Raw genomic sequence first — 21,227 nt, 5'->3', positions numbered from 1 at the left:
GTCGTCGACGTGCCACGCTTGGTGCATGGCCACCGATCTCTCCCTGCCGCAACACCTCGAAGGGCTGCGCACTGCACTGGTGTCCTTCGTGCGGTACGCCGATCGCGCCGGCCTGCGTGCCGCCGTACCCACCACGCCCGACTGGACCGTCCGACGCCTGGTCGCGCACCAGGGCATGGTGCACCGCTGGGCGGCCGAGATCCTGAGGGGCGAGCCGGCCGATCCCGACCGCTACCAGCGAGAGGGTCAGTCAGCTCCCGACCCGCTCGAGTGGCTGCGTGACGGGGCGATCGAGCTGGCCCAGGCGATCACCGAGGCGCCCGACGACCTCGAGGCGCTGGTCTTCCTCAACGACGCGCCCCCGGCCCGGCGGTTCTGGGCCCGGCGCCAGTGCCACGAGACGACGATGCATGCGGTCGACGCGCTCTCCGCGGCGCTCGGCCGGCAGCCCAGGGCCGCCGACACCTGGATCACCGACGAGGTCGCACTCGACGGCATCGACGAGCTGCTGACCGGTTTCCTGACCCGCACGACGTCCCGGCTGCGCAGTGACGAGCCGCTGACGATCGCCGTACGCCCCGAGGGCAGCGCGGTGGGCTGGCAGGTCGCGGTCAGCGCCGACCCCGCCGTGACCACGCGTACGCCGGACGCGGACGCCGACGTGGTCCTCGCCGGGTCGCCGGTGGCGCTCTACCTGACGCTGTGGAACCGCTCCGACGAGATCACCGCCCTCGAGTCCTTCGCCGACATGTGGCGCGACGGGGCACAGATCAGCTGGTGAACCGATGAGTTCGTCGGTGGCAGGTGGTCTGATTCGCGGTGGGGCGAGATCGGCGCGCCCGGCGCCCACGAAAAGCAACTTGACGACGGGGTGTTCAATCTTGAACACTGTCGCTGTTCAAACTTGAACACAGCGTTTGAACCTGGATCTAGGGAGCATCGGATGATTCATGCACGGGGACTCGTGCAGACCTTCATGACGGGTCAGGGCAAGAAGAAGACGGAGGTCCATGCGGTCGACGGCGTGGACATCGACGTGGCCGAGGGCGAGGTCGTCGGCTTCCTCGGCCCCAACGGCGCGGGCAAGACCACCACGCTGCGCATGCTGACCACGCTGCTCAAGCCGACCGCGGGCACTGCCACAGTGGCCGGCTACGACGTGGTCACCCAGTCCCAGGACGTACGCCGCAGCATCGGCTACGTCTCGCAGGCGGGTTCCACGTTCTCCAGTGCGATCGCCGGCGACGAGGTGATGGACCACGGCATGCTCTACGGCATGTCGCGGCGCGACGCCGAGCGCAAGGGCAAGGAGCTCTTCGAGCAGCTCGACCTGCCGGGCCTGTGGCGCCGCATGCCCAAGAACATGTCGGGTGGCCAGAAGCGCCGACTCGACATCGCGATGGGCCTGATCCACGAGCCGAACCTGGTCTTCCTCGACGAGCCGACCACCGGCCTCGACCCGCAGGCGCGGGCGAACCTGTGGGAGCACATCGCCGGGCTGCGGGCCAAGCAGGGAGTCACGGTCTTCCTCACGACGCACTACCTCGACGAGGCCGACCACCTGGCCGACCGGATCGTCATCATCGACAAGGGCCGCATCGTGGCCAGTGACACCTCCGACAACCTCAAGGCGCAGGTCTCCGGTGACCTGGTGGACCTCGAGGTGGCCGGCGACGAGCAGATCGCCGTCGCGCGCGACAAGCTCGGCTCGATCGCCCAGGGTGTCGAGGTCGAGGGACGACACGTCCGCGGACGCGTCGAGCGCGCCGGCCGGGTCGTGCCCGGCCTGCTGCGCGACCTCGACTCCGGCGGTGTCGCCCTCGACTCCATCGAGGTGCACCGTCCGACGCTCGACGACGTGTTCCTCACCCTGACCGGCCGTTCGCTGCGTGACGCCGATGCCGCATCCGATGCCGCCGGCGCCGCCGACGGCGAGTCCACCGACGAGCTCGAAGGAGCAACCCGATGACCCCGTTGTTCTGGCGTGAGTCGTTCATCGTCTTCCGCCGCCAGATCCGCATGAACCTGCGCAACCCCGCGTGGGTGCTGATCGGCGTGCTCCAGCCGGTGCTCTACCTCGTGCTGTTCGGCCCGTTGCTCAAGCCGCTGGTCGCGCAGTTCGACCTGCCCACCGACAATCCCTACACGTTCCTGGTGCCCGGCCTGCTGGTGCAGCTGGGCATGTTCGGGGCGTTCTTCGCCGGCTTCGGCCTGATCGCCGAGTGGCGTGAGGGCGTCGTCGAGGCGGAGCGCGTCACGCCGGCCAGCCGTACGGCGCTGCTCGTCGGCCGCCTGATGCGTGACCTGCTGCAGCTGCTGGTGCAGGCGCTGATCCTGATCGGCCTCGGCTTCTGGATGGGCATGCGGGCACCGTTCGCCGGAGTGGTCGTGGGCGTCGTGCTCACCCTCTGTGTGGGTGGCGCCTGTGCGGCGGCGTCCAACGCGCTGGCCCTGACCACCAAGAGCGAAGACGTCATGGCGCCGCTGATCAACATGATCATGATGCCGGTGCTGCTGCTCTCCGGAATCATGCTGCCGATGACGCTCGGCCCGTCGTGGCTCGAGCGGATCAGCGACTTCATGCCGTTCCGCTGGATCACCGACGCCGTGCGCGACACGTTCGTCGGCGACCTCGGCACCTCGGCGATGGCCTGGGGTGTGGGCTGGGCGGCGCTGCTGTTCGTGCTCGCGCTCTGGTGGGGCACCAACGTGTTCCGCAAGGAGAACGCCTGACCTGTCGCCAGTTCCGATCGACCCGTCGTGAGCTTTGATCGACCTGTCGCCAGTTCCGCGCTCCCGGGCAGAACTGGCGACAGGTCAGTCAGAACTGGCGACGGGTCGGCGAGGAGTGAGGGTTGACAGATCGCACTGTACAAAGCATGCTGTTTTGTAAAGCGACGCCGATCACACGACACATTCGACCACGGCGTCCCTTACGAGGAGGCTCGCCATGGCGATCAGGACAGCAGGAACGGTTCCCGACGGATCCACCGAGGTGTGGCGCGACAAGAAGCGCCACCTCTGGCTGATCGGCCTGGTCGTGCCCTCCCTGGCCCTGGTTGCGATCGGCATCTTCACGCTGACCGAGTTCACCCCGATCCTGTGGCTCGGCCCGATCATCATCCTCGTCGTCGTGCCGGCGATCGACCTGCTCACCGGTCTGGACCGGTCGAACCCGCCGGACGACGTGATCGAGCAGCTCGAGAACGACAAGTACTACCGGTGGATCACCTACCTGTTCCTGCCGATCCAGTACATCGGCTTCGTCGGCGCGATGATGCTGGTCAGCGGCAGCACGCTCTTCGGACTGCTCGACGACCCGATGACGCTGTGGCAGAAGGTCGGCATCGCGGTCTCCATCGGCTGCATCGGCGGCATCGGCATCAACACCGCCCACGAGCTCGGCCACAAGAAGGAGGCCAACGAGCGTTGGCTCTCCAAGATCGCGCTGGCCCAGGTGGCCTACGGACACTTCTACATCGAGCACAACCGCGGTCACCACGTGCGCGTCGCCACGCCCGAGGACCCCGCCAGCAGCCGGATGGGCGAGACCTTCTACCGGTTCTGGCCGCGCACCGTCGGCGGCTCGCTGAAGAGCGCGTGGAACCTCGAGAAGAGGCGCTACGCCCGCAAGGACAAGCACCCGTTCCGCCTCGGCAACGACGTGCTCAACGCCTGGCTGATGACCGCCGTCCTGTGGGGTGGCCTGACCATCTGGCTCGGCTGGGAGATCCTGCCGTTCCTGGTGCTGCAGGCCGTCGTCGGCTTCAGCCTTCTCGAGGTCGTCAACTACATGGAGCACTACGGCATGCTGCGCCAGAGGGTCGGCAAGCCCGGCAAGGAGCGCTATGAGCGGGTCGCCCCGTCGCACAGCTGGAACTCCAACAACATCGCCACCAACGTGCTGCTCTACCACCTGCAGCGGCACAGCGACCACCACGCGAACCCGACCCGCCGCTACCAGACGCTGCGTGACTTCGAGGAGTCCCCGGTGCTCCCGACCGGGTACGCCGGCATGATCGTGCTCGCGCTCCTCCCGCCGGTCTGGCGACGCGTGATGGACCCCCGCGTCATCGCCCACTTCGACGGCGACCTGACGCTGGCCAACCTCCAGCCCGGCAAGCGCGAGAAGATCCTGGCCCGGTACGGCGTCGCGATCGACGCCGCGAAGGCCGACCGCCAAACCCGTGACGACGAGGCCGCTGCCCTCCAGGTGCTCCTGGCTGAGGAGGTCCTGGCCGCGCGGTGCCCCGGTTGTGACTACGTCTACGACGTCGACGCGGGTGACGAGCACGAGGGCTTCGCCGCCGGTACGGCGTGGGCCGACATCCCCGACGACTGGTGCTGCCCCGACTGCGGGGTGCGCGAGAAGATCGACTTCGTCCCGATCGACAAGGCGGCCGTCTGATGCGCATCGAGGTGGACCGCGACAAGTGCGAGGGTCTCGGCATGTGCGAGGCGATGGCCCACGAGTTCTTCGAGGTCGATGACGACGACGTCATGCACGTGCTCGACGAGAACCCGGGGGAGGAGCACCGCAAGGAGCTCACCGCGGCGGTGAACTCGTGCCCGGTGCTGGCCCTGACGCTGGCCGGTTGACCACGCTTACCTACGATGGACGCATGGCGTCCGTCACCGACCTCGACGACGAGCCGGTCACCACGCGCGACCGGATCGTCGACAAGGCTGCCGAGCTCACCACGCAGCACGGGTGGGCCTGGGTGACCATGTCGAAGCTCGCCGACGCGGCCGGGGTCAGCAGGCAGACGGTCTACAACGAGATCGGCACCAAGCCGGCCCTCGCAGAGGCGATGATCCTGGGCGAGCTGGCCCGGTTCCTCGACCTGGTCAACCGGGCGTTCGACGAGAACCCGACGGACCTCGTGGCGGCGATCCGGGGTGCGTCGCAGGCAGTGCTCGAGTTCGCCGAGGGAAACCCCCTGCTCCATGCGGTCGTCTCCGCCACCCATGGCGCCGACACCGAGCTGCTGCCGCTGCTGACCACGCACTCGCAGTCTCTGCTCGGGGTGGCCAAGCTGGTGGTGCACGAGCGCGTCGAACCCTTCGAGATTGCCATCTCGCCGGCCAGGCTCGAGGCGGCCATCGACATGGTCGTCCGCGTGGTCCTCAGCCACGTGATGCAACCTTCGGCCACACCGGCGGAGACCGCCGACGACGTGTCGTGGATCGCCGAGCGCGTGCTGCGCCCCTGACCTCCGCCACGTCGTCGCAAAGTGGTCGGTGCCGACCCCTGTTCCGGGCCGGTCCGCGGGTCTACGCTGAGTCCACCGTGGTGCGTATGACGAAATCAAGGTGCACGATGCGCAACAAGTTGGACGTGGGGGGAAAGACTCGGAACCAGACGATGCGTCGTCTGCTCGAGCAAGCGAGGTACGAGGTCCTGCCGACCGAATCGACCGAGCAGAAGGTCGTCGAGAACGTTCCACTCGACCGGATGATCACCGTGACCGCGTCGCCGAGCAAGGGCCTGGGCGCGACCTTCGACCTGGCGGAGCGGCTGACCGGCCATGGGTACGCCGTCGTACCCCACCTGGCAGCGCGCATGGTCAGCGGCCGCAGTGAGCTCGCGGAGATCTGCGAACGGCTGACCTCCGGCGGCATCACCCGTGTCTTCGTCCCTGGTGGTGACGCCGAGCCGGCCGGCGACTACCCCGATGCCCTGTCGCTGCTGGAGGACCTCGTCGCGTTGGGGCGGCCGTTCGCCCACGTCGGGATCACCGGCTACCCCGAGTCGCACCCGCAGATCAGTGACGACATGACCGTGCAGGCCATGTGGGACAAGCGCCGGCACGCCACGCACATCGTCAGCAACCTCACCTTTGATCCGGCTGTCATCAAGGTGTGGCTCGAACGCATGCGGAAGCGCGGCATCACCATGCCGTTGCTGCTCGGGATGCCCGGACCCGTCGACCGCACCAAGCTGCTGGGCATGGCGACCCGCATCGGGGTCGGTGAGTCGACCCGGTTCCTGGCCAAGCACAAGGGCACGTTCGCTCGTCTGGCCGCCCCCGGCGGGTTCACCGGCGAGCGGTTCCTGGCCAGGTGCGCCCCGGCGCTGGGCGCCCCCACCGCGTTCGTCGAAGGGCTGCACGTCTTCACGTTCAACCAGATCGCGGAGACCGAGGCGTGGCGCACCGACCTGTTGCAGCGCCTCTAGCTGCCGCTACCGAACAGTCCGCATGCTTCTGGTGGAAATTACCTGAGGACTGTTCGGTAGCGCGGCGGAGTCGAGCAGCCCGGCAAGTGCGCCTTCGAGGCCGGACAGGCCGGTGGGTACGACGGTCAGTGGCAGCCCGATCCTGGCGGCGGCCTCGGCGGCGAGCGCGTACAGCTCGTCATCAGGCTCTTGGGCGAGCCAGACGACGCGGGTGTAGCTGCCGAAGTAGTCGTCGCGCAGCTCGGGGTGGCGATCGAGGCCGAGCTCTCGCACGACGCTGCGCTCGAACGATCGCACGAGGAAGTCGGTCAGCACGTAGGTGCCGGGCTGCTCGGAGAAGAACTCCTCGATCCTCGAGGCTCCCCCGAAGACGTCGTAGCAGTGCAGTCCCGGCAGCCGCTCGAGCCCGAGCTCGGCACACACCTCGTCGAGGGCGCCGTACGTGCCGCAGTCGGCGTACCCCACAGCCACGCGGGCGCCGCGGGCCCGCAGCTCAAGGGCCAGGGTGCGCACCTGGTCGGCGATGAGGTGCGGCTGGTTGTGCAGGAGCGGCGGAAGCGGGTGTATGTCGAGGGGCCATCCTCGGAGGTCGGCGATCTGCGCGGCCGGCTGGGCGAGGGCGCCGCACGCGATCAGGACCGTGCGTCCGTCAGGAGCCCTTGGCGAAGCCGAGGTGCTCGACGAAGCGGTCGTTGAAGTCGGGGCGGTCGGAGAGCTCGACATAGGTCACCTCCTCCACCAGGGTCAGGGCGCCGGCCCGCTCCGGCAGGGAGAGCAGCGCCATCTTGGCGCCCTCGCCGGCGACGTTGCCCGCCGAGACGATCCGCAGCAGCGGCAACGAGGGCACGAGGCCGATGCGTACGGCGGCCGCGGGGGAGAGGTAGCTGCCGAACGAGCCCGCGAGCAGGACCTGTTGTACGTCGCGGTGCTCGAGACCGAGCTCGTCGAGCAGGAGCGACCACCCCGTGGAGATCGCGGCCTTGGCGAACTGCAGTTCGCGGACGTCGCGCTGGGAGAGCACGACGCAGTCGGCCGGGTCGGCGTCGGGCGTGGGCCGGTGCAGCACGAACACGCGTTCTTCGCCGATGCGGGTCAACCGGTCGACCAGGCCCGGAGCGACGTCGGCCGCGGCCTCGTCGGGAATGAAGCGGCCGGAGTCGTCGAGGAGCCCGACCCGCACCAGCTCGGCCACCGCATCGACGAGGCCGGACCCGCAGAGACCGCGGGGGGCCACGTCGCCGATGACCTGCAGCTCGACCGGGTCGGTCGCCCCTGCCTCGGGGTGCAGCCTCACCACCTCGATGGCGCCGTCGGCGGCGCGCATGCCGCAGCGGATGGCGCCGCCCTCGAATGCCGGCCCGGCCGGGGCCGCGGTGGCCACAATCGTGTCGCCGTCGCTGAGCACGATCTCGCAGTTGGTGCCGACGTCGATGAAGAGGCGGGTCCGCTTGTCACGATCCATGCCGGTGGCGAGCATGCCGGAGACGATGTCGCCCCCGACGTACGCCCCGAGCGCGGGGAACATGACGGCTCGGGCCCGCGGGTGCAGCGAGAGGCCGAGCTCTGCCGCCAGCACGGTGGGTGGCAGTGCCGTGGTCATCACGAAGGGAGCGACGCCGATGGGCTCGGGGTCGATCCCGAGTGCCAGGGCGACCATCGTGGCGTTGCCGGCCACGGCGACCTCGTAGACCGACTCCGCGGCCACCCCACCCTCGCGGCAGACCTGCTCGGCGAGCTCGGCCAGGGTGGCTCCGGCGGCGTCCTGCAACCGGGCCAGCGCACGGTCGTCCATCATCGTGGCGCTGATCCTGCTGATCACGTCGCCGCCGAAGGGCTGCTGCTTGTTGAGCATGGAGGCCACGGCGACGGGGGTGCCGGTGGTCAGGTCGAGAAGCGTGGCGACCACCGTGGTCGTGCCGAGGTCGAACGCGATCGCGTGACGTTGCCCGGTGGTGTCGCCGGGCTCGACCTCGACGAGCGCCTCGTCGACGATCACCGCGGTCACCTTGAAGTCGGCGGCGCGGAGCACGCCGGGCAGTCGGCGCAGCACGTGCAGGTCGGGGGACGGCACCAGGTCGGTGATCGCGTCGAGCAGCCGCACGATGTCGCTGCGCTGGTCGGCGAGGGTCGGCTCCTCGAGCTCGACGTACCGCTTCTGCACGGCCGGTCGGAGGATCACCTGGCGTCCGACGCCGACGGTGGCGGCCTTGGGGCGGGTGGTCAACGGCGGCACGAAGACCTCGAGGTCGCGCGTGGCCGGCACCAGGCAGGCGAGTCGCCATCCCTCGTCGAGCTGATCCGGGGTGAAGGTGCGTACGTCGTGGCGGGTCACCGGCGTGGCACCCTCGACGCGTACTCGGCACTTGTGGCAGGTGCCGTGGCCGCCGCAGGTCGAGTCGACGGCGATCCCGTTCCACGACGCGGAGTCGAAGACACTGACCCCCGGCGGCACCCGGACCGAGCGTTGCGCGGCGGGACTCTCCGGACCGGTGTCGACGGTGAACGAGAGCGTCACCCGACCGAGTCCGTCGTGCGGCGGGGCGTCGGCCCCGGGCGCCTCGAGCAGCCCCTCGCGGTGGATCTCCATGACGGAGACCTCCGGGGGCTCCGCGTCGGGAGGCAGCTCCTGGCCGTCGGGCACGCCCGGATCGAGGGCCACCTCGGACTCACCCTCTGCCCGGATCACGCCGACTCGTCCCTCCTCGCGCGGTGTACGGCGATCCAGGCGGAGCCCCACTCGTCGTGGTCGAGGAGCAGGTCGGCCGCCTTGACGGCGTCGACGATCTGGGGTGCGCGGGCATCCATGATGGCGCTGGTCAACCCGGAGACCATGGCCATCGGCAGGAAGGCGGCTCCCAGGGTGTGGCGGTCGGGCATGCCGAACGAGACGTTGGAGGCGCCACACGTCATGTTGACGCCGAACTCGTGCCGGATCCGGCGCATGGTCTCCAACGTGGTCAAAAGCGTGGAGGTGTCGGCGCCGATCGGCATCGCCAACGGATCGATGACGATGTCGGCGGCGGCGATGCCGTACTCGGTGGTGGCGACCCGGATGATCTTCTCGGTCAGCTCGAGCCGTCTCTCCACCTCCATCGGGATCTCGTGCTCGTCGTTGGGCAAGGCGATGACGGCGGCGTCGTGCTTCTTCACCAGCGGCAGGATCTGCTCGAGACGCTCGTCCTCAGCGGTGACGGAGTTGACCAGCGCCCTGCCGTCGTACGCCGCCAGCCCGGCCTCGAGGGCCTCGACCACGCTGGAGTCGATGCAGACCGGCAGGTCGGTGAGGCCCTGCACCATGCGGATCGCCCGGACCAGCAGGTCGGCCTCGTCCGTCAGCGGCACCCCCATGTTGATGTCGAGCACGTCGGCCCCGCCCGCGACCTGGGCGTGGACGTCGCGTTCGATCGCGGACAGGTCGCCGGCCCGCAGCTGCTCCTGGAAGATGCGGCGACCGGTCGGGTTGATCCGTTCCCCGATCAGGCAGAACCGGCGCCCGTGGCCGATCACGACCTCGCGGCTCGCCGAGCGCAGGACCGTCTCGAGAGGCTCCGCGGGCGCGCTCATGCGGGGTCCCTGGGCAAACCGCAGCGCAGCGAGGATTTGGCTGGGGTGTTCATGCCGGCACCCTGGCGCGCCGTTCCTTGATCAGTGCCTTCGCCTTCTTCACGCACGCTGACGCGTCGGGAGCGTAGCCGTCGGCGCCCACCGCGTCGGCGTACTCCTGGGTCACCGGCGCGCCGCCGACCATCACGATCACGCTGTCGCGCACGCCGGACTTCTCCAGGGCGTTCATGTTGGCCTTGAACATCGGCATCGTGGTGGTGAGGAACGCGGAGAACCCCACGATGTCGGGCTGATGCTCCTCGATGGCGGCGACGAACTTCTCGGGAGCGACCTGGACACCGAGGTCGATCACCTCGAAGCCGGCGCCCTCGAGCATGATGTTGACGAGGTTCTTGCCGATGTCGTGCACATCGCCCTTGACGGTGCCCATGAGGAACTTGCCGATGGTCTCTGCGCCGGTCTCGGCGAGCAGGGGTCGCAGCACCTCCATGGCCCCGGCCATGGCCCGGCCGGCGATCAGCATCTCGGGGACGAAGAAGTCCCCGCGCTCGAACCGGGCACCGACCTCCTCGAGCGAGGGGATCAGTGCGTCGAAGAGCAGGGTCTGTGGCTCCATCTGGAGCGCGAGGCCCTGATGGGTGAGTTCGAGGACATGCGGGGCGTTGCCGACGAGGGTGTCGTCGTAGAGGCCCTGCAGGATCTCTTCGGGAGTCAGTTCTGGGGAGGTCAGCTTCGGGGAGGTCATGCCACCCCCTCCTTTCGGGTTCGCCGTCGGAGCAGCACGGAGAGCTGGTCCGCCCGGTCGATCAGGGTGCGCCCGACGTCATCGAGCCGGCCTTGCAGCCGTTGGGTGGGGCCCGAGATGCCGAGCGCGGCGATCACCGTGCCGTCGGCGCCACGCACGGGGGCGGCCACGCCGGTGAGACCGATCTCCAGCTCGTCGACCGTGGTCGCGTAGCCGCGCCGACGCGCCTGGTCGAGGTGGCGGCGCAGGCCGTCGACGTCGGCGACGGTGTGCTCCGTGAGCTGGTCGAGGGGGCCGGACGGAAGGTCGAGGACGCCGTGGGTGAAGAGGATCTTGCCCAGAGCCGAGCAGTGCGCCGGCACCTCGACCTCGGTCCAGTCACGGGTGCCGAGCATGTAGGCCGTGTCGACCTGGGCGACCTGGACCACGCGGTCACCGCGCGTCACCGCGAGGTTGACGGTCTCGAGGCTGTCCTTTCCGACCTTCTGCATGGTCGGACGGGCCAGTCGGACCAGCTCCTCCCAGGGATCGTGCCGGGTGGCGTAGAGCCAGAACAGCGGGCCGGCGACGTAGGAGCCGTCGGCAGTGCGCTCGAGCAGCTCCGTGCGCTGGAGGGCCGTCAGCAGGCGTGAGGTGGTCGACTTCGGGAGGCCGCACTCCTCGAAGAGGTCGACGAAGCTCAGCGGCTCGTCGGCCTTCACCACGGTGCGGATCAACGCGGCCGCACGGTCGAGGGCCTGGGTTCCGGTGACGGGCTCACTGCCGGTGTTGCTCACTTGTGCCTTTCTCGCGGTCGACTGGATCGGTTTCCGAGTGTTCCACATTATGGAACCACTGATCCATATTATGAGGTTAGGATCTCGACAAGGGCAGGTCAAGAGCGACACAGGAGGACGCATGTTCCGGAACCGCATGCCGCGCTACGAAGTGCTGTCGGCCGATGCGATGTCCACCCTCGACGGCGGGTGGCGACGCATCCTCACCGAGATCGGTGTGGAGTTCATGGACGCGCGGGCACTGGAGCTCTTTCGCGCTGCAGGCCAGAAGGTCGAGGAGAACACCGTCTTCCTCGATCCGGAGTTCGTGCTGGCCCAGGTGGCCAAGGCGCCGGCCGAGTTCGACGTACAGGCCCGCAACCCGGACAACACCGTCCACATCGGTGGCGACGCGATGGCGTTCGCCGCCGTCTACGGCCCGCCCTTCGTCCGTGAGGGAGAGATGCGCCGTGACGCCACGATGGCCGACTTCCGAAACTTCAGCCGGTTGGCGCAGACGTTCCCGGTGCTCGACTCCGCCGGCGGAGTGATCTGCGAACCCAACGACACTCCGCTCGACAGTCGACACCTCGACATGACGCTGGCCCTGCTCACCGAGACCGACAAGGTGTTCATGGGCAACGTCGTCTCGGCGGTCAACGCCCGTGACGTGTTGTCGATGTGCGACATCGTCTTCGGCTCGCGGGAGGCGATCGAGAAGACGCCGGCCACGATCTCGCTGATCAACTGCAACTCGCCACTGCACTGGGACGACCGGATGCTGGAGTCGATGTTCGAGTACGTCGCGGCCGGTCAGCCGGTGATCCTCACGCCCTTCCTGCTGATGGGGGCGATGTCGCCGGTGACGGTGCCCGCGGCGCTGGTGCAGCAGATCGCCGAGGCGCTCTCCGGCATCGCGCTGGCCCAGCTGATCCGGCCGGGGACACCCGTGGTCTTCGGGTCGTTCCTCTCGAACATCGACATGCAGTCCGGCTCACCGACCTTCGGCACGCCGGAGTCCGGGATCGGGCTGCTGTGCACCGGCCAGATCGCCCGCCACTTCGGGCTGCCCTTCCGCACCGGTGGCGGGCTGACCTCCTCCCAGGTCCCCGATGCGCAGTCCGGCTACGAGGCGCTGATGACCATGCTGCCGACCTTCCTGGCCGGGGCGAACTGGGTGATGCACGCGGCCGGCTGGCTGGAGGGTGGCCTGGTCTCGGGGTACGAGAAGTTCATCATCGACACCGAGATCCTGCAGATGCTCGAGGCGGAGTTCACCCCGCTCGAGATCGACGAGGCGTCGCTGGCCTTCGACGCCCACAAGGAGGTCGGCCACGGCGGCCACTTCCTGGGCGCGCAGCACACCATGGAACGCTTCCGCACCTGCTTCTACCGACCGATGCTCTCCTCGTCGGAGAACTTCGAGCGCTGGACTCGAGGCGGCGGACTCGACACCGCGGCGCGTGCGGGAAACATCTACCGCACCAAGCTCGAGGAGTTCGAGCCGCCGGCGCTCGACGACGGCGTACGCCTGGAGCTGGAGGAGTTCGTGACCCGCCGCCGCAAGGAGCTCGGCGACTGACTCTCTGCCACCTCACGATGTTCACTTGAACATGCAGTTCGCGAACGTGCCCGCCCGCTCGCGCTCGGACAACGGCACGTCGGGCTGAACTGTATGTCCAAGTGAACACTTCGCTGGCGAGGGCCGACCAGCAGTGCCCGGGACCAGGGTCAGCGGAAGACGACGGTGCGGGGGCCGTTGAGCAGCACCCGGGACTCGGAGTGCCAACGGACCGCCCGTGAGAGCACCTGGGCCTCCACGTCGCGTCCGGCGGAGACGAGCTGTGCCTGGTTGTGGTTGTGATCGACCCGCATCACGTCCTGTTCGATGATCGGCCCCTCGTCGAGGTCGGCGGTGACGTAGTGGGCGGTGGCGCCGACGAGCTTCACTCCCCGGTCGAAGGCCTGGTGGTAGGGCTTGGCGCCCTTGAAGCTCGGCAGGAACGAGTGGTGGATGTTGATCGCCTTGCCGGACAGCGCACGGCACATCGGATCGGAGAGCACCTGCATGTAGCGCGCCAGTACGACGAGGTGTACCTCGTGCTCGGCGACGAGGCGCAACACCTCCGCCTCGGCCTCGGGCTTGGTCGCGGCAGTCACCGGAATGTGGTGGAAGTCGATGTCGTAGGACCGGACCAGGGCCTCGGCGTCGGGGTGATTGGACACGACGGCGGGGATCTCGATCTGCAGGGCCCCGGTGGACGTGCGGAAGAGGAGGTCGTTGAGACAGTGGAGGTGCCTGGAGACCATGATCAAGGTGCGGTACGGCGCAGCGGCGTCCCACATCTCGAAGGTCATCGACAGCTGCGCGGCCACGGTGGCGAAATCCTCGCGGAGTGTGGCGACGTCGGGGACCGCACCCTCGACCTCGAAGTCGATGCGCATGAAGAATCGATTGGTGAGCCGGTCACCGAACTGCTGGCTCTCGATGATGTTGCCACGGTTGCGCACCAGGAACTCCGACACGGCGTGCACGATGCCGGGGCGGTCGGGACAGACCAGGGTGAGGACGAAGTCACCGGCCGGGTCGCCGGCGTTGGCGGAGTAGCGGAGAACCATGGTGACCCCTGTTCGGTGCAACGACGGACTGTTGCGTAGTTCGCGTCATCAGTCTGCGATACGCAACAGCGGCTGCGCCAGTGCCTGCGCTAATGTCGCGTCATGGACAAGCCCCGCACCGTCGACGGAGTCCAGTCCGTCGACCGCGCGTTGAGCATCCTCGAGGGCATTGCCCGCGTCGGGGTGGCCGGAGTCACGGAGATCGCGGGCGAGCTCGGGGTCCACAAGAGCACCGCGTTCCGCCTGGTGGCCACGCTCGAGTCGCACGGGCTCGTGGAACAGACGGCCGAGCGTGGCAAGTACCGCCTCGGCATGGGCATCCTGCGCCTCGCCGGTGCCGCCACGGCCCGGCTCGACGTGGTCCAGGAGGCGCGTCCGGTCTGCCGGAACCTGGCCGCCGAGACCGGGGAGACGGTGAACATCGCGGTGCTCTCCGAGCACTCGGCGCTCTATCTCGACCAGGTTGCGGGGTCCTCGGCGTTGCAGTCACACAACTGGGTCGGCCAGCACATCCCCCTGCATGCGACCAGCAACGGCAAGATCCTGCTCAGCAGTCTCGACCCGGACGAGCTGGACGACTTCCTCGGCGCCCTCCCGGCGTACACCGAGCTGACGATCACCCGGAAGGGCAAGCTGCGCAAGGAGCTCGATCATGTCCGCGAGGTCGGGTATGCCGTGGCGGTCGACGAGCTGGAGGTCGGCCTCACGGCCGTGGCGGCACCGATCCGCAACGCCCACGATGACGTCATCGCCTCGATGAGTGTCTCGGGCCCCACGCTGCGGCTGCGACAGGAGCGCGTGGACGAGGTCGTCGAGCAACTGGTGGCGGCGGCCACCGAGGTGTCGTACCGCTTGGGCTGGGGTCACCGTTAGGGCAAGTTTCGTCGACCCACTTGACGCCGTCCGGTGAGGGGGCAATCCTGCAAAAGGGTGACCTGGTCGTTGCGCGACATGAAACCTGTTGCGTGATACGCGATCACATCGTCCGGAGAGGTGGGGCCAGAGGTGCCGGAGATCTACATTGACGGCGAGTGGTGTGCCGCGCGCGGCGGGGGGCGGCGCGAGATCCGGTGCCCGGCCGACGGCAGCCTGGTCGCCGAGGTGGACGACGGAGACTCCGCCGACACCGACGCCGCGATCGCGGCCGCGCACCGTGCGTTCCATGCCGGACCATGGCCCGGAACGGTGGCCCGGGAGCGTGGCGACCTGCTGCTGCGGGTGGCCGACCTGCTCGAGCGGGACAAGGATGCCGTGGCGCGTGCGGAGTCCCTCGACACCGGAAAGCGCCTGGTCGAGAGCGAGTACGACGTGGCCGACGTGGTGGGCGTGTTCCGTCACTACGGTCACGTGGCCGCCGAGGACGCGGGCCGGGTCGTCGACACCGGGAACCGCGACGTGGCCAGCTCCGTCGTCCACGAACCCCTCGGCGTGTGCGGGCTGATCACCCCGTGGAACTATCCGCTGCTGCAGACGTCGTGGAAGGTCGCGCCCTGCCTGGCAGCCGGCAACACGTTCGTGCTCAAACCGAGTGAGATCACGCCGCACTCCGCGATCCACCTGATGCGCATCCTCGGCGAGGCGGGCCTTCCGGCGGGAGTGGGCAACCTGGTCCTCGGCGACGGTCCCGGGGCCGGCAGTCCGTTGAGCACCGACCCGCGCGTCGACCTGGTGTCGTTCACCGGGAGCCTGGCGGTCGGCAAGCTGCTGATGGCCAACGCCGCCGGCACCGTGAAGCGGGTCGCGCTCGAGCTGGGTGGCAAGAACCCCAACGTGGTCTTCGCCGACGCACCTCGAGAGGCAGCCCTCGACATGGCGCTGACCGCGGTCTTCCTTCATTCGGGCCAGGTCTGCTCGGCCGGCGCCCGCCTGGTCGTCGAGGAGTCGATCCACGACGAGTTCGTGGACGCCCTTGTCGAGCGGGCCAGGCTGATCCGGCTCGGCGGGCCCTTTGGCACCGAGGCCGAGACCGGTCCGCTGACCAGTGCTGCCCACCGTGCCAAGGTCGAGGCGTACGTCGAGGCGGGAATCGCCGAAGGGGCGGTGCTCCGGTGCGGTGGAGCCAGGCCCGACGACCCGGCGCTGGCCAGCGGGTTCTACTACCTGCCCACGGTGCTCGACGGATGCACAAGCGACATGTCGGTCACCCAGGACGAGTCCTTCGGTCCGGTGCTCACGGTGGAGACCTTCACCGACGAGGACGACGCGGTGCGCATCGCCAACGACAGCATCTACGGCCTGGCCGGCGCGGTGTGGACCGGTGACGCCGGCCGCGGCCAGCGGATGGCGCGCCGACTGCGCATGGGCACCGTGTGGATCAACGACTACCACCCCTATGTGCCCCAGGCCGAGTGGGGCGGGTTCAAGCAGTCCGGGATCGGGCGCGAGCTCGGTCGCGCGGGGCTGGAGGAGTACCAGGAGACCAAGCACATCTGGCAGAACCTGCGCCCAGAACCACAGGGGTGGTTCGACGGGGCGTGACAGCGTGACAGGCCGCGGAGAGCCGAATCGTGAAAGGGAGTGGGTGCGCATGACCGATCGCTACGACTTCGTCATTGTCGGAGGCGGCTCCGCCGGGTGCGCCCTCGCCAACAGGCTCTCGGCCGACCCCGCGACCACGGTGCTGGTGCTCGAGGCAGGGCGCAACGACTACAAGATCGACCCCTTCATCCACATGCCGGCGGCGCTGCCGTTCCCGATCGGCAGCCGGTTCTACGACTGGAAGTACGAGTCGGAGCCCGAGCCGCACATGGATGGCCGACGGGTCTACCACGCCCGCGGCAAGGTGCTCGGCGGCTCCAGCAGCATCAACGGCATGATCTTCCAGCGCGGCAACCCGCTCGACTACGAGCGTTGGGCGGCCGACGACGGCATGGAGACCTGGGGCTACGCCCACTGCCTGCCCTACTTCAAGCGCATGGAGACCCTCCTGCTTCCCGACGGCAGCGTCGGCGCGGACCGGTGGCGTGGGGGCAGCGGGCCGCTCCGACTGGAGCGTGGCCCGGCACTCAACCCGCTCTTCGGGGCGTTCTTCGAGGCGGCCCAGCAGGCGGGTCATCCGCTGACCGACGACGTCAACGGCTACCGCCAGGAGGGCTTCGCCCGTTTCGACCGCAATGTCTTCCACGGCCGTCGCTTCTCGGCCGCGCAGGCCTATTTACACCCGGTGATGCATCGCCCCAACCTCGACGTGAAGACCTATGCGTTCGTCGGGGGCCTGGTCTTCGAGGGTCAACGTGCCGTGGGCGTCGAGTGGTCGCGTGGCCGCAGCAGGCACACGACGTACGCCGCCGAGGTCATCCTGTGTGGTGGGGCGATCAACTCGCCGCAGCTGCTGCAGCTGTCCGGCATCGGCAACGCCGCGGAGCTGGAGGCGCTCGGCATCACGCCGCGCCACGACCTCCCCGGGGTCGGGGAGAACCTGCAGGACCACCTCGAGGTCTACATCCAGTACGCCGCCACGCAGCCGGTGTCGATCGCCCCCGGCCTCAAGTGGCGCAACCGTCCCAAGCTGGCCGCCGACTGGCTCTTCCGTCGCAAGGGCCTGGGCGCCACGAACCACTTCGAGGGCGGCGGGTTCGTCCGCGGGAACGACCGGGTCGACTACCCGAACCTGATGTTCCACTTCCTGCCGATCGCGATCCGGTACGACGGCAGCGCTCCGGCGGGCCTGGAGAAGGGTGCCCACGGCTACCAGGTGCACATCGGGCCGATGTACTCCGACGTCCGGGGCAGCGTGAAGGTCACCTCCACCGACCCGTCGCGGCATCCGGCGCTGCGCTTCAACTACCTCTCCACCGAGCAGGACCGCCAGGAGTGGGTGGAGGCGATCCGGGTGGCCCGCGACATCCTCGAGCAACCGGCGTTCGCCCCGTTCAACGGCGGCGAGGTGTCACCCGGACCGGGGGTGGAGACCGACGAGGAGATCCTCGACTGGGTGGCCAAGGATGCCGAGACCGCGCTGCACCCGTCGTGCACGGCCCGCATGGGCACCGACCCGATGAGCGTGCTCGACCCGACGTCGTTGCGGGTGCACGGCATCGACGGGCTGCGGGTGGTCGATGCGTCGGCGATGCCGTACGTCACGAACGGCAACATCTATGCGCCCGTGATGATGCTGGCCGAGAAGGCCGCCGATCTGATCCTCGGGAACACTCCGCTGGCGCCGGACCCCGCGCCGTACTACCGCTACCGCGACGGCACGCCGCTCCATCCGCCGGGCGACCCACGCAACTCCATCGATGAGGCAGGTACACGATGAGCCAGCAGAACTCGACCGAGACGGCTGCCACTGTCAGCGTCCGCGGACTGTGGAAGATCTTCGGCAACCGCGCGGACCGGATCATCGGTACGCCGGACGCCGACCTCTCTCGCGCCGACCTCAAGGAGAAGACCGGCTGCGTGGTCGGTGTGAAGGACGTGTCCTTCGAGGTCGCACCCGGCGAGGTGTTCGTGGTGATGGGCCTCTCCGGGTCCGGCAAGTCGACCCTGGTCCGGTGCCTGACCCGGCTCATCGAGCCGACCGCGGGCGAGGTCGAGATCGGCGGCATCGACGTGACCGCCGCCAACGCGGCCGGGCTGCGGGACCTGCGCCGTAACCAGGTCTCGATGGTGTTCCAGCACTTCGGGCTGTTGCCGCACCGTCAGGTGATCGACAACATCGCCTACGGCCTGGAGATCCGGGGCGTCGGCAAGAAGGAGCGGCGTGCCAAGGCGGCCGAGGTGGTCGACCTGGTGGGACTGACCGGCTACGGGAACTCCTACCCCGACCAGCTCTCCGGGGGCATGCAGCAGCGGGTCGGCCTGGCCCGCGCACTGGCCGGAGACCCCGCGATGATGCTGTTCGACGAGCCGTTCTCGGCACTCGACCCGCTGATCCGCCGGGACATGCAGAACGAGGTGATCCGGCTCCAGGAGGAGCTGAAGAAGACGATGGTCTTCATCACCCACGATCTCGCCGAGGCACTCAAGCTGGGTGACCGGATCCTGATCATGCGCGACGGCGAGATCGTCCAGATCGGCACGCCCGACGAGGTGGTCGGAGCGCCCGCCGACGACTACGTCCGGGACTTCACCTCCGACGTACCCCGTTCGCACGTGCTGACCCTGAAGTGGGTGATGCGCGACCCGCGGCCCGACGACTCGAGCGAGGGGCCGGTGATGAGTTCCGACACCATCGTGCGGGCTGCAGCGCAGGCGGCGCTGGCCTCCGACCATCCGGTCCGCGTGATCGATGACGGGAAGCTGGTCGGGATCGTGGACGACGACGCGATCCTGCGGGTCGTGGTGGCCGAGGAGTCGGTGTGAGTCTCGGCCGGATGCCGCGCTGGGCCTGGGCGCTGGTCGTGGTCGGGGCGTGGATCCTCGCCTGGTGGCTCATGAAGGGCAGCCACACGCTGGCCCTTCCCGGCCGCGAGCACACCGACCTGCACAACGAGATGACCGGGTGGCGCAACGACCTGATCGCCGGCCGCGACGACAACCCGCTGATGCAGTTCACCGGAAACGTCGCCGAGGGTGCGCTCAACGCGGTCGACTGGCTGCAGCGAATGCTCTCGAAGCCGAACTATCCGCGACCCGTGCCGGAGATCGGCTGGCTGGGCCTGCTCGGCATCATGATGTGGATCGCGCACGCGGTCGCCGGCTGGAAGTACGCCGTGCTGACCGGCTCGGTCATGTTCGTCGCCGCGGTGATGGGTCTCTGGGCCGATGCGGTCGACACCTTGATCGTCACCCTGCTGTCGGTCATCTGCGCCGTGGTGATCGGGTTGCCCATCGCGGTGCTGATCGGCACCAGCGACTGGGCGAACCGGATCATCGGCGTGATCCTCGACCTGATGCAGACGATGCCCACCTTCGTCTACCTGATCCCGGTGGTGCTCTTCTTCGGGACCGGTGCACCCGCCGCCATCGTCGCGACCCTGGTCTACGCGCTGCCTCCGCTGATCCGTGTCGCCGGGTTCGGCATCCGGCAGGTCTCGCCCACGGCCATCGAGGCCACCGACTCGATGGGTCAACGAGCCTGGCAACGCCTCTTCAAGGTGCAGCTGCCGATGGCCCGGCGCACCATCATCGTGGGGCTCAACCAGACCACGCTCGCCGCGTTCGCGATGGCGGTCATCGCCTCCTACGTGAACGGACCCGGGCTCGGCAGGCCGGTCGTCGCCGCGCTGCAGATCGCCGACATCGGACGCGGGCTGGTTCCGGGGGCCATGCTGGTGCTGCTGGCCATCATGCTGGACCGCACCACCACCGCCGCCAGCGAACGGCCGGAGCAACTTGCCCGAATCGGGGGAGGCAACCGCCGACTCAGGTGGGCCGGTCTCGCCGTCGGTCTGGTCGTTGTGGTCGTGATGATCCAGATGTCGCGGTTCTACTCGTGGGCGGCGACGTACCCGTCCACCGGCTGGTCCTCCGACCTGGCCGACGGCATCAACAAGTTCTCGAGCTGGGTGGTCGACGCGATCGGAGGGGTGAGCGAGGCATTCAAGGACCTGGTCAGCTATGGCCTGCTCAACCCCATGCAGAGCGTGCTCGCCGAATCGCCGTGGTTCGTCAGCGGCGCCGCGATCCTGCTGCTCGCCGTGGTGATCGGCGGTTTCCGCACGATGGCCACCACGGTTGCCGTGGTGGGCTGGGTCGTCGCCTGCCTGGCCGGCATCTGGTACCTCGACCTGTGGCACGACACGATGATCACCCTGAACATGGTGCTGGTCGCCACCCTGCTGACGATGATCCTGGCGGTGATCTTCGGGGTCTGGATGGCCCGCCGGCCCACGGTGGACCTGCTCCTGCGGCCAGTGCTCGACATGGGGCAGACCATCCCGCCGTTCGTCTACCTGGTGCCGGTGCTCTACCTGTTCGACCAGACGCGGTTCACCGCGATCTTCGCCGCGATCGTCTACGCCGCCCCGGTGGCGATCAAGCTGGTCGCCGACGGCGTACGCGGTGTTCCGGAGACCACCCTCGAGGCCGGCCGGTCCGCAGGGTCCACAGCGTGGCAGGAGATCACGAAGGTGCAGTTGCCGATGGCCTCACGCTCCCTGGTCCTGGCCGCGAACCAGGGGTTGCTCTACGTGCTCTCCATGGTGGTGATCGGAGGGATGGCCGGAGCCGGGGCGCTGGGGTACGACGTCGTACTCGGCTTCTCGCGGTTCGAGGAGTGGGGCAAGGGACTGGCCGCAGGCCTGAGCATCGTGCTGCTGGGCATCATGCTCGACCGCATCTTCCGTGCTGCCGCCGTGACGGGGTCGGCCGCTCCGGTCCGTCGCCGGTCACGACGCAACGCAACTGCGGAGGAGGAATCGACCGACCGTGACGCGCCGCTGGCCGTCACCGGATGAAGCGACTCGGCCAAGCGACTCGGCCA

19 protein-coding genes are annotated in these 21,227 nt (G+C 68.7%); 13 read left to right on the top strand and 6 right to left on the bottom strand.

Going from position 1 to position 21,227, the window contains the following annotated elements; all coding sequences use genetic code 11:
- The first annotated feature begins 25 nt into the window (after window positions 1-25).
- The 7 genes from ASH02_RS01120 to ASH02_RS01090 all read left to right on the top strand — a co-directional run bounded on the left by ASH02_RS01120 (window position 26) and on the right by ASH02_RS01090 (window position 6,178).
- A complete protein-coding gene (locus ASH02_RS01120; RefSeq protein ID WP_057294124.1) occupies window positions 26-781 on the top strand; it encodes a maleylpyruvate isomerase N-terminal domain-containing protein in 756 nt (251 codons plus the stop codon).
- A gap of 162 nt (window positions 782-943) precedes the next feature.
- Window positions 944-1,969, top strand: coding sequence for an ATP-binding cassette domain-containing protein (locus ASH02_RS01115; RefSeq protein ID WP_056684312.1), 1,026 nt, complete (start codon window positions 944-946; stop codon window positions 1,967-1,969).
- Entirely contained in the window at window positions 1,966-2,733 is a 768-nt protein-coding gene (locus ASH02_RS01110) for an ABC transporter permease (RefSeq protein WP_056684315.1), read from the top strand. The genes ASH02_RS01115 and ASH02_RS01110 overlap by 4 nt, the downstream gene beginning before the upstream one ends.
- Before the next feature lie 217 nt (window positions 2,734-2,950).
- A complete protein-coding gene (locus tag ASH02_RS27345; RefSeq protein WP_057294123.1) occupies window positions 2,951-4,408 on the top strand; it encodes a fatty acid desaturase in 1,458 nt (485 codons plus the stop codon).
- Entirely contained in the window at window positions 4,408-4,599 is a 192-nt protein-coding gene (locus tag ASH02_RS01100) for a ferredoxin (RefSeq protein ID WP_056684321.1), read from the top strand. Before ASH02_RS27345 ends, ASH02_RS01100 begins: the two co-directional genes overlap by 1 nt.
- 23 nt (window positions 4,600-4,622) lie before the next feature.
- Complete coding sequence (locus ASH02_RS01095; RefSeq protein WP_056684324.1) at window positions 4,623-5,213, top strand: TetR/AcrR family transcriptional regulator; 591 nt, start codon at window positions 4,623-4,625, stop codon at window positions 5,211-5,213.
- Window positions 5,214-5,320: 107 nt separating this feature from the next.
- Window positions 5,321-6,178, top strand: coding sequence for a methylenetetrahydrofolate reductase (locus ASH02_RS01090; RefSeq protein ID WP_056684328.1), 858 nt, complete (start codon window positions 5,321-5,323; stop codon window positions 6,176-6,178).
- Window positions 6,179-6,184: 6 nt separating this feature from the next.
- On the opposite strand, the gene ASH02_RS01085 is transcribed toward ASH02_RS01090, so the two are convergent.
- From ASH02_RS01085 to ASH02_RS01065, 5 genes are read right to left on the bottom strand one after another with little or no spacing between them, the layout of a single operon-like run.
- Entirely contained in the window at window positions 6,185-6,901 is a 717-nt protein-coding gene (locus ASH02_RS01085; protein WP_082563919.1) for a DUF1638 domain-containing protein, read from the bottom strand.
- Window positions 6,828-8,864 carry an ASKHA domain-containing protein gene (locus ASH02_RS01080; protein WP_200949904.1) on the bottom strand — a complete coding sequence of 679 codons (2,037 nt, stop codon included), beginning with the start codon at window positions 8,862-8,864 and terminating at the stop codon, window positions 6,828-6,830. Before ASH02_RS01080 ends, ASH02_RS01085 begins: the two co-directional genes overlap by 74 nt.
- Entirely contained in the window at window positions 8,861-9,742 is an 882-nt protein-coding gene (locus ASH02_RS01075) for a dihydropteroate synthase (protein WP_056684331.1), read from the bottom strand. Before ASH02_RS01075 ends, ASH02_RS01080 begins: the two co-directional genes overlap by 4 nt.
- Window positions 9,743-9,791: 49 nt before the next feature.
- A complete protein-coding gene (locus tag ASH02_RS01070; protein ID WP_200951170.1) occupies window positions 9,792-10,487 on the bottom strand; it encodes a corrinoid protein in 696 nt (231 codons plus the stop codon).
- Complete coding sequence (locus tag ASH02_RS01065) at window positions 10,484-11,263, bottom strand: IclR family transcriptional regulator (RefSeq protein ID WP_056684334.1); 780 nt, start codon at window positions 11,261-11,263, stop codon at window positions 10,484-10,486. The genes ASH02_RS01070 and ASH02_RS01065 overlap by 4 nt, the downstream gene beginning before the upstream one ends.
- A 121-nt stretch (window positions 11,264-11,384) precedes the next feature.
- On the opposite strand from ASH02_RS01065, the gene ASH02_RS01060 reads away from it, so the two are divergent.
- On the top strand, window positions 11,385-12,824 hold the full coding sequence (locus tag ASH02_RS01060; RefSeq protein WP_056684337.1) for a trimethylamine methyltransferase family protein: 1,440 nt from the start codon (window positions 11,385-11,387) through the stop codon (window positions 12,822-12,824).
- 149 nt (window positions 12,825-12,973) lie between these two features.
- On the opposite strand, the gene purU is transcribed toward ASH02_RS01060, so the two are convergent.
- Window positions 12,974-13,861 (bottom strand): formyltetrahydrofolate deformylase, encoded by an 888-nt coding sequence (gene purU, locus ASH02_RS01055; RefSeq protein ID WP_056684341.1) that lies wholly within the window; start codon window positions 13,859-13,861, stop codon window positions 12,974-12,976.
- A gap of 102 nt (window positions 13,862-13,963) precedes the next feature.
- Between purU and ASH02_RS01050 the strand changes: the two genes are divergently transcribed.
- The 5 genes from ASH02_RS01050 (at window position 13,964) to ASH02_RS01030 (ending at window position 21,201) form a co-directional block, all read left to right on the top strand.
- The gene (locus tag ASH02_RS01050; RefSeq protein ID WP_056890491.1) at window positions 13,964-14,734 is read left to right on the top strand and encodes an IclR family transcriptional regulator; all 771 of its coding nucleotides are present in this window, start codon (window positions 13,964-13,966) and stop codon (window positions 14,732-14,734) included.
- Window positions 14,735-14,866: 132 nt separating this feature from the next.
- A complete protein-coding gene (locus ASH02_RS01045) occupies window positions 14,867-16,339 on the top strand; it encodes an aldehyde dehydrogenase family protein (protein WP_057294122.1) in 1,473 nt (490 codons plus the stop codon).
- A 49-nt stretch (window positions 16,340-16,388) separates the two neighbouring features.
- Window positions 16,389-18,119, top strand: a complete 1,731-nt coding sequence (betA, locus tag ASH02_RS01040) for a choline dehydrogenase (protein ID WP_057294121.1) — start codon at window positions 16,389-16,391, stop codon at window positions 18,117-18,119.
- On the top strand, window positions 18,116-19,165 hold the full coding sequence (locus ASH02_RS01035) for a quaternary amine ABC transporter ATP-binding protein (protein ID WP_056684352.1): 1,050 nt from the start codon (window positions 18,116-18,118) through the stop codon (window positions 19,163-19,165). Before betA ends, ASH02_RS01035 begins: the two co-directional genes overlap by 4 nt.
- Window positions 19,162-21,201 carry an ABC transporter permease gene (locus ASH02_RS01030; protein ID WP_057294120.1) on the top strand — a complete coding sequence of 680 codons (2,040 nt, stop codon included), beginning with the start codon at window positions 19,162-19,164 and terminating at the stop codon, window positions 21,199-21,201. Before ASH02_RS01035 ends, ASH02_RS01030 begins: the two co-directional genes overlap by 4 nt.
- Window positions 21,202-21,227: the final 26 nt, after the last annotated feature.

It is taken from the genome of Nocardioides sp. Soil796, assembly GCF_001429525.1.
GTDB lineage: Bacteria > Actinomycetota > Actinomycetes > Propionibacteriales > Nocardioidaceae > Nocardioides.
Note: the sequence above shows the minus strand (reverse complement) of the source record. Positions and strands in the feature narration are given on the sequence as shown.

Coding starts and splice junctions, on each gene's coding strand:
- ASH02_RS01090 (WP_056684328.1), top strand. CDS start 5,321: ATGCGCAACAAGTTGGACGTGGGGGGAAAGACTCGGAACCAGACGATG.
- purU (WP_056684341.1), bottom strand. CDS start 13,861: ATGGTTCTCCGCTACTCCGCCAACGCCGGCGACCCGGCCGGTGACTTC.
- ASH02_RS27345 (WP_057294123.1), top strand. CDS start 2,951: ATGGCGATCAGGACAGCAGGAACGGTTCCCGACGGATCCACCGAGGTG.
- ASH02_RS01115 (WP_056684312.1), top strand. CDS start 944: ATGATTCATGCACGGGGACTCGTGCAGACCTTCATGACGGGTCAGGGC.
- ASH02_RS01075 (WP_056684331.1), bottom strand. CDS start 9,742: ATGAGCGCGCCCGCGGAGCCTCTCGAGACGGTCCTGCGCTCGGCGAGC.
- ASH02_RS01120 (WP_057294124.1), top strand. CDS start 26: ATGGCCACCGATCTCTCCCTGCCGCAACACCTCGAAGGGCTGCGCACT.
- ASH02_RS01085 (WP_082563919.1), bottom strand. CDS start 6,901: ATGTCGAGCTCTCCGACCGCCCCGACTTCAACGACCGCTTCGTCGAGC.
- ASH02_RS01100 (WP_056684321.1), top strand. CDS start 4,408: ATGCGCATCGAGGTGGACCGCGACAAGTGCGAGGGTCTCGGCATGTGC.
- ASH02_RS01095 (WP_056684324.1), top strand. CDS start 4,623: ATGGCGTCCGTCACCGACCTCGACGACGAGCCGGTCACCACGCGCGAC.
- ASH02_RS01110 (WP_056684315.1), top strand. CDS start 1,966: ATGACCCCGTTGTTCTGGCGTGAGTCGTTCATCGTCTTCCGCCGCCAG.
- ASH02_RS01035 (WP_056684352.1), top strand. CDS start 18,116: ATGAGCCAGCAGAACTCGACCGAGACGGCTGCCACTGTCAGCGTCCGC.
- ASH02_RS01060 (WP_056684337.1), top strand. CDS start 11,385: ATGTTCCGGAACCGCATGCCGCGCTACGAAGTGCTGTCGGCCGATGCG.
- ASH02_RS01050 (WP_056890491.1), top strand. CDS start 13,964: ATGGACAAGCCCCGCACCGTCGACGGAGTCCAGTCCGTCGACCGCGCG.
- betA (WP_057294121.1), top strand. CDS start 16,389: ATGACCGATCGCTACGACTTCGTCATTGTCGGAGGCGGCTCCGCCGGG.
- ASH02_RS01070 (WP_200951170.1), bottom strand. CDS start 10,487: ATGACCTCCCCGAAGCTGACCTCCCCAGAACTGACTCCCGAAGAGATC.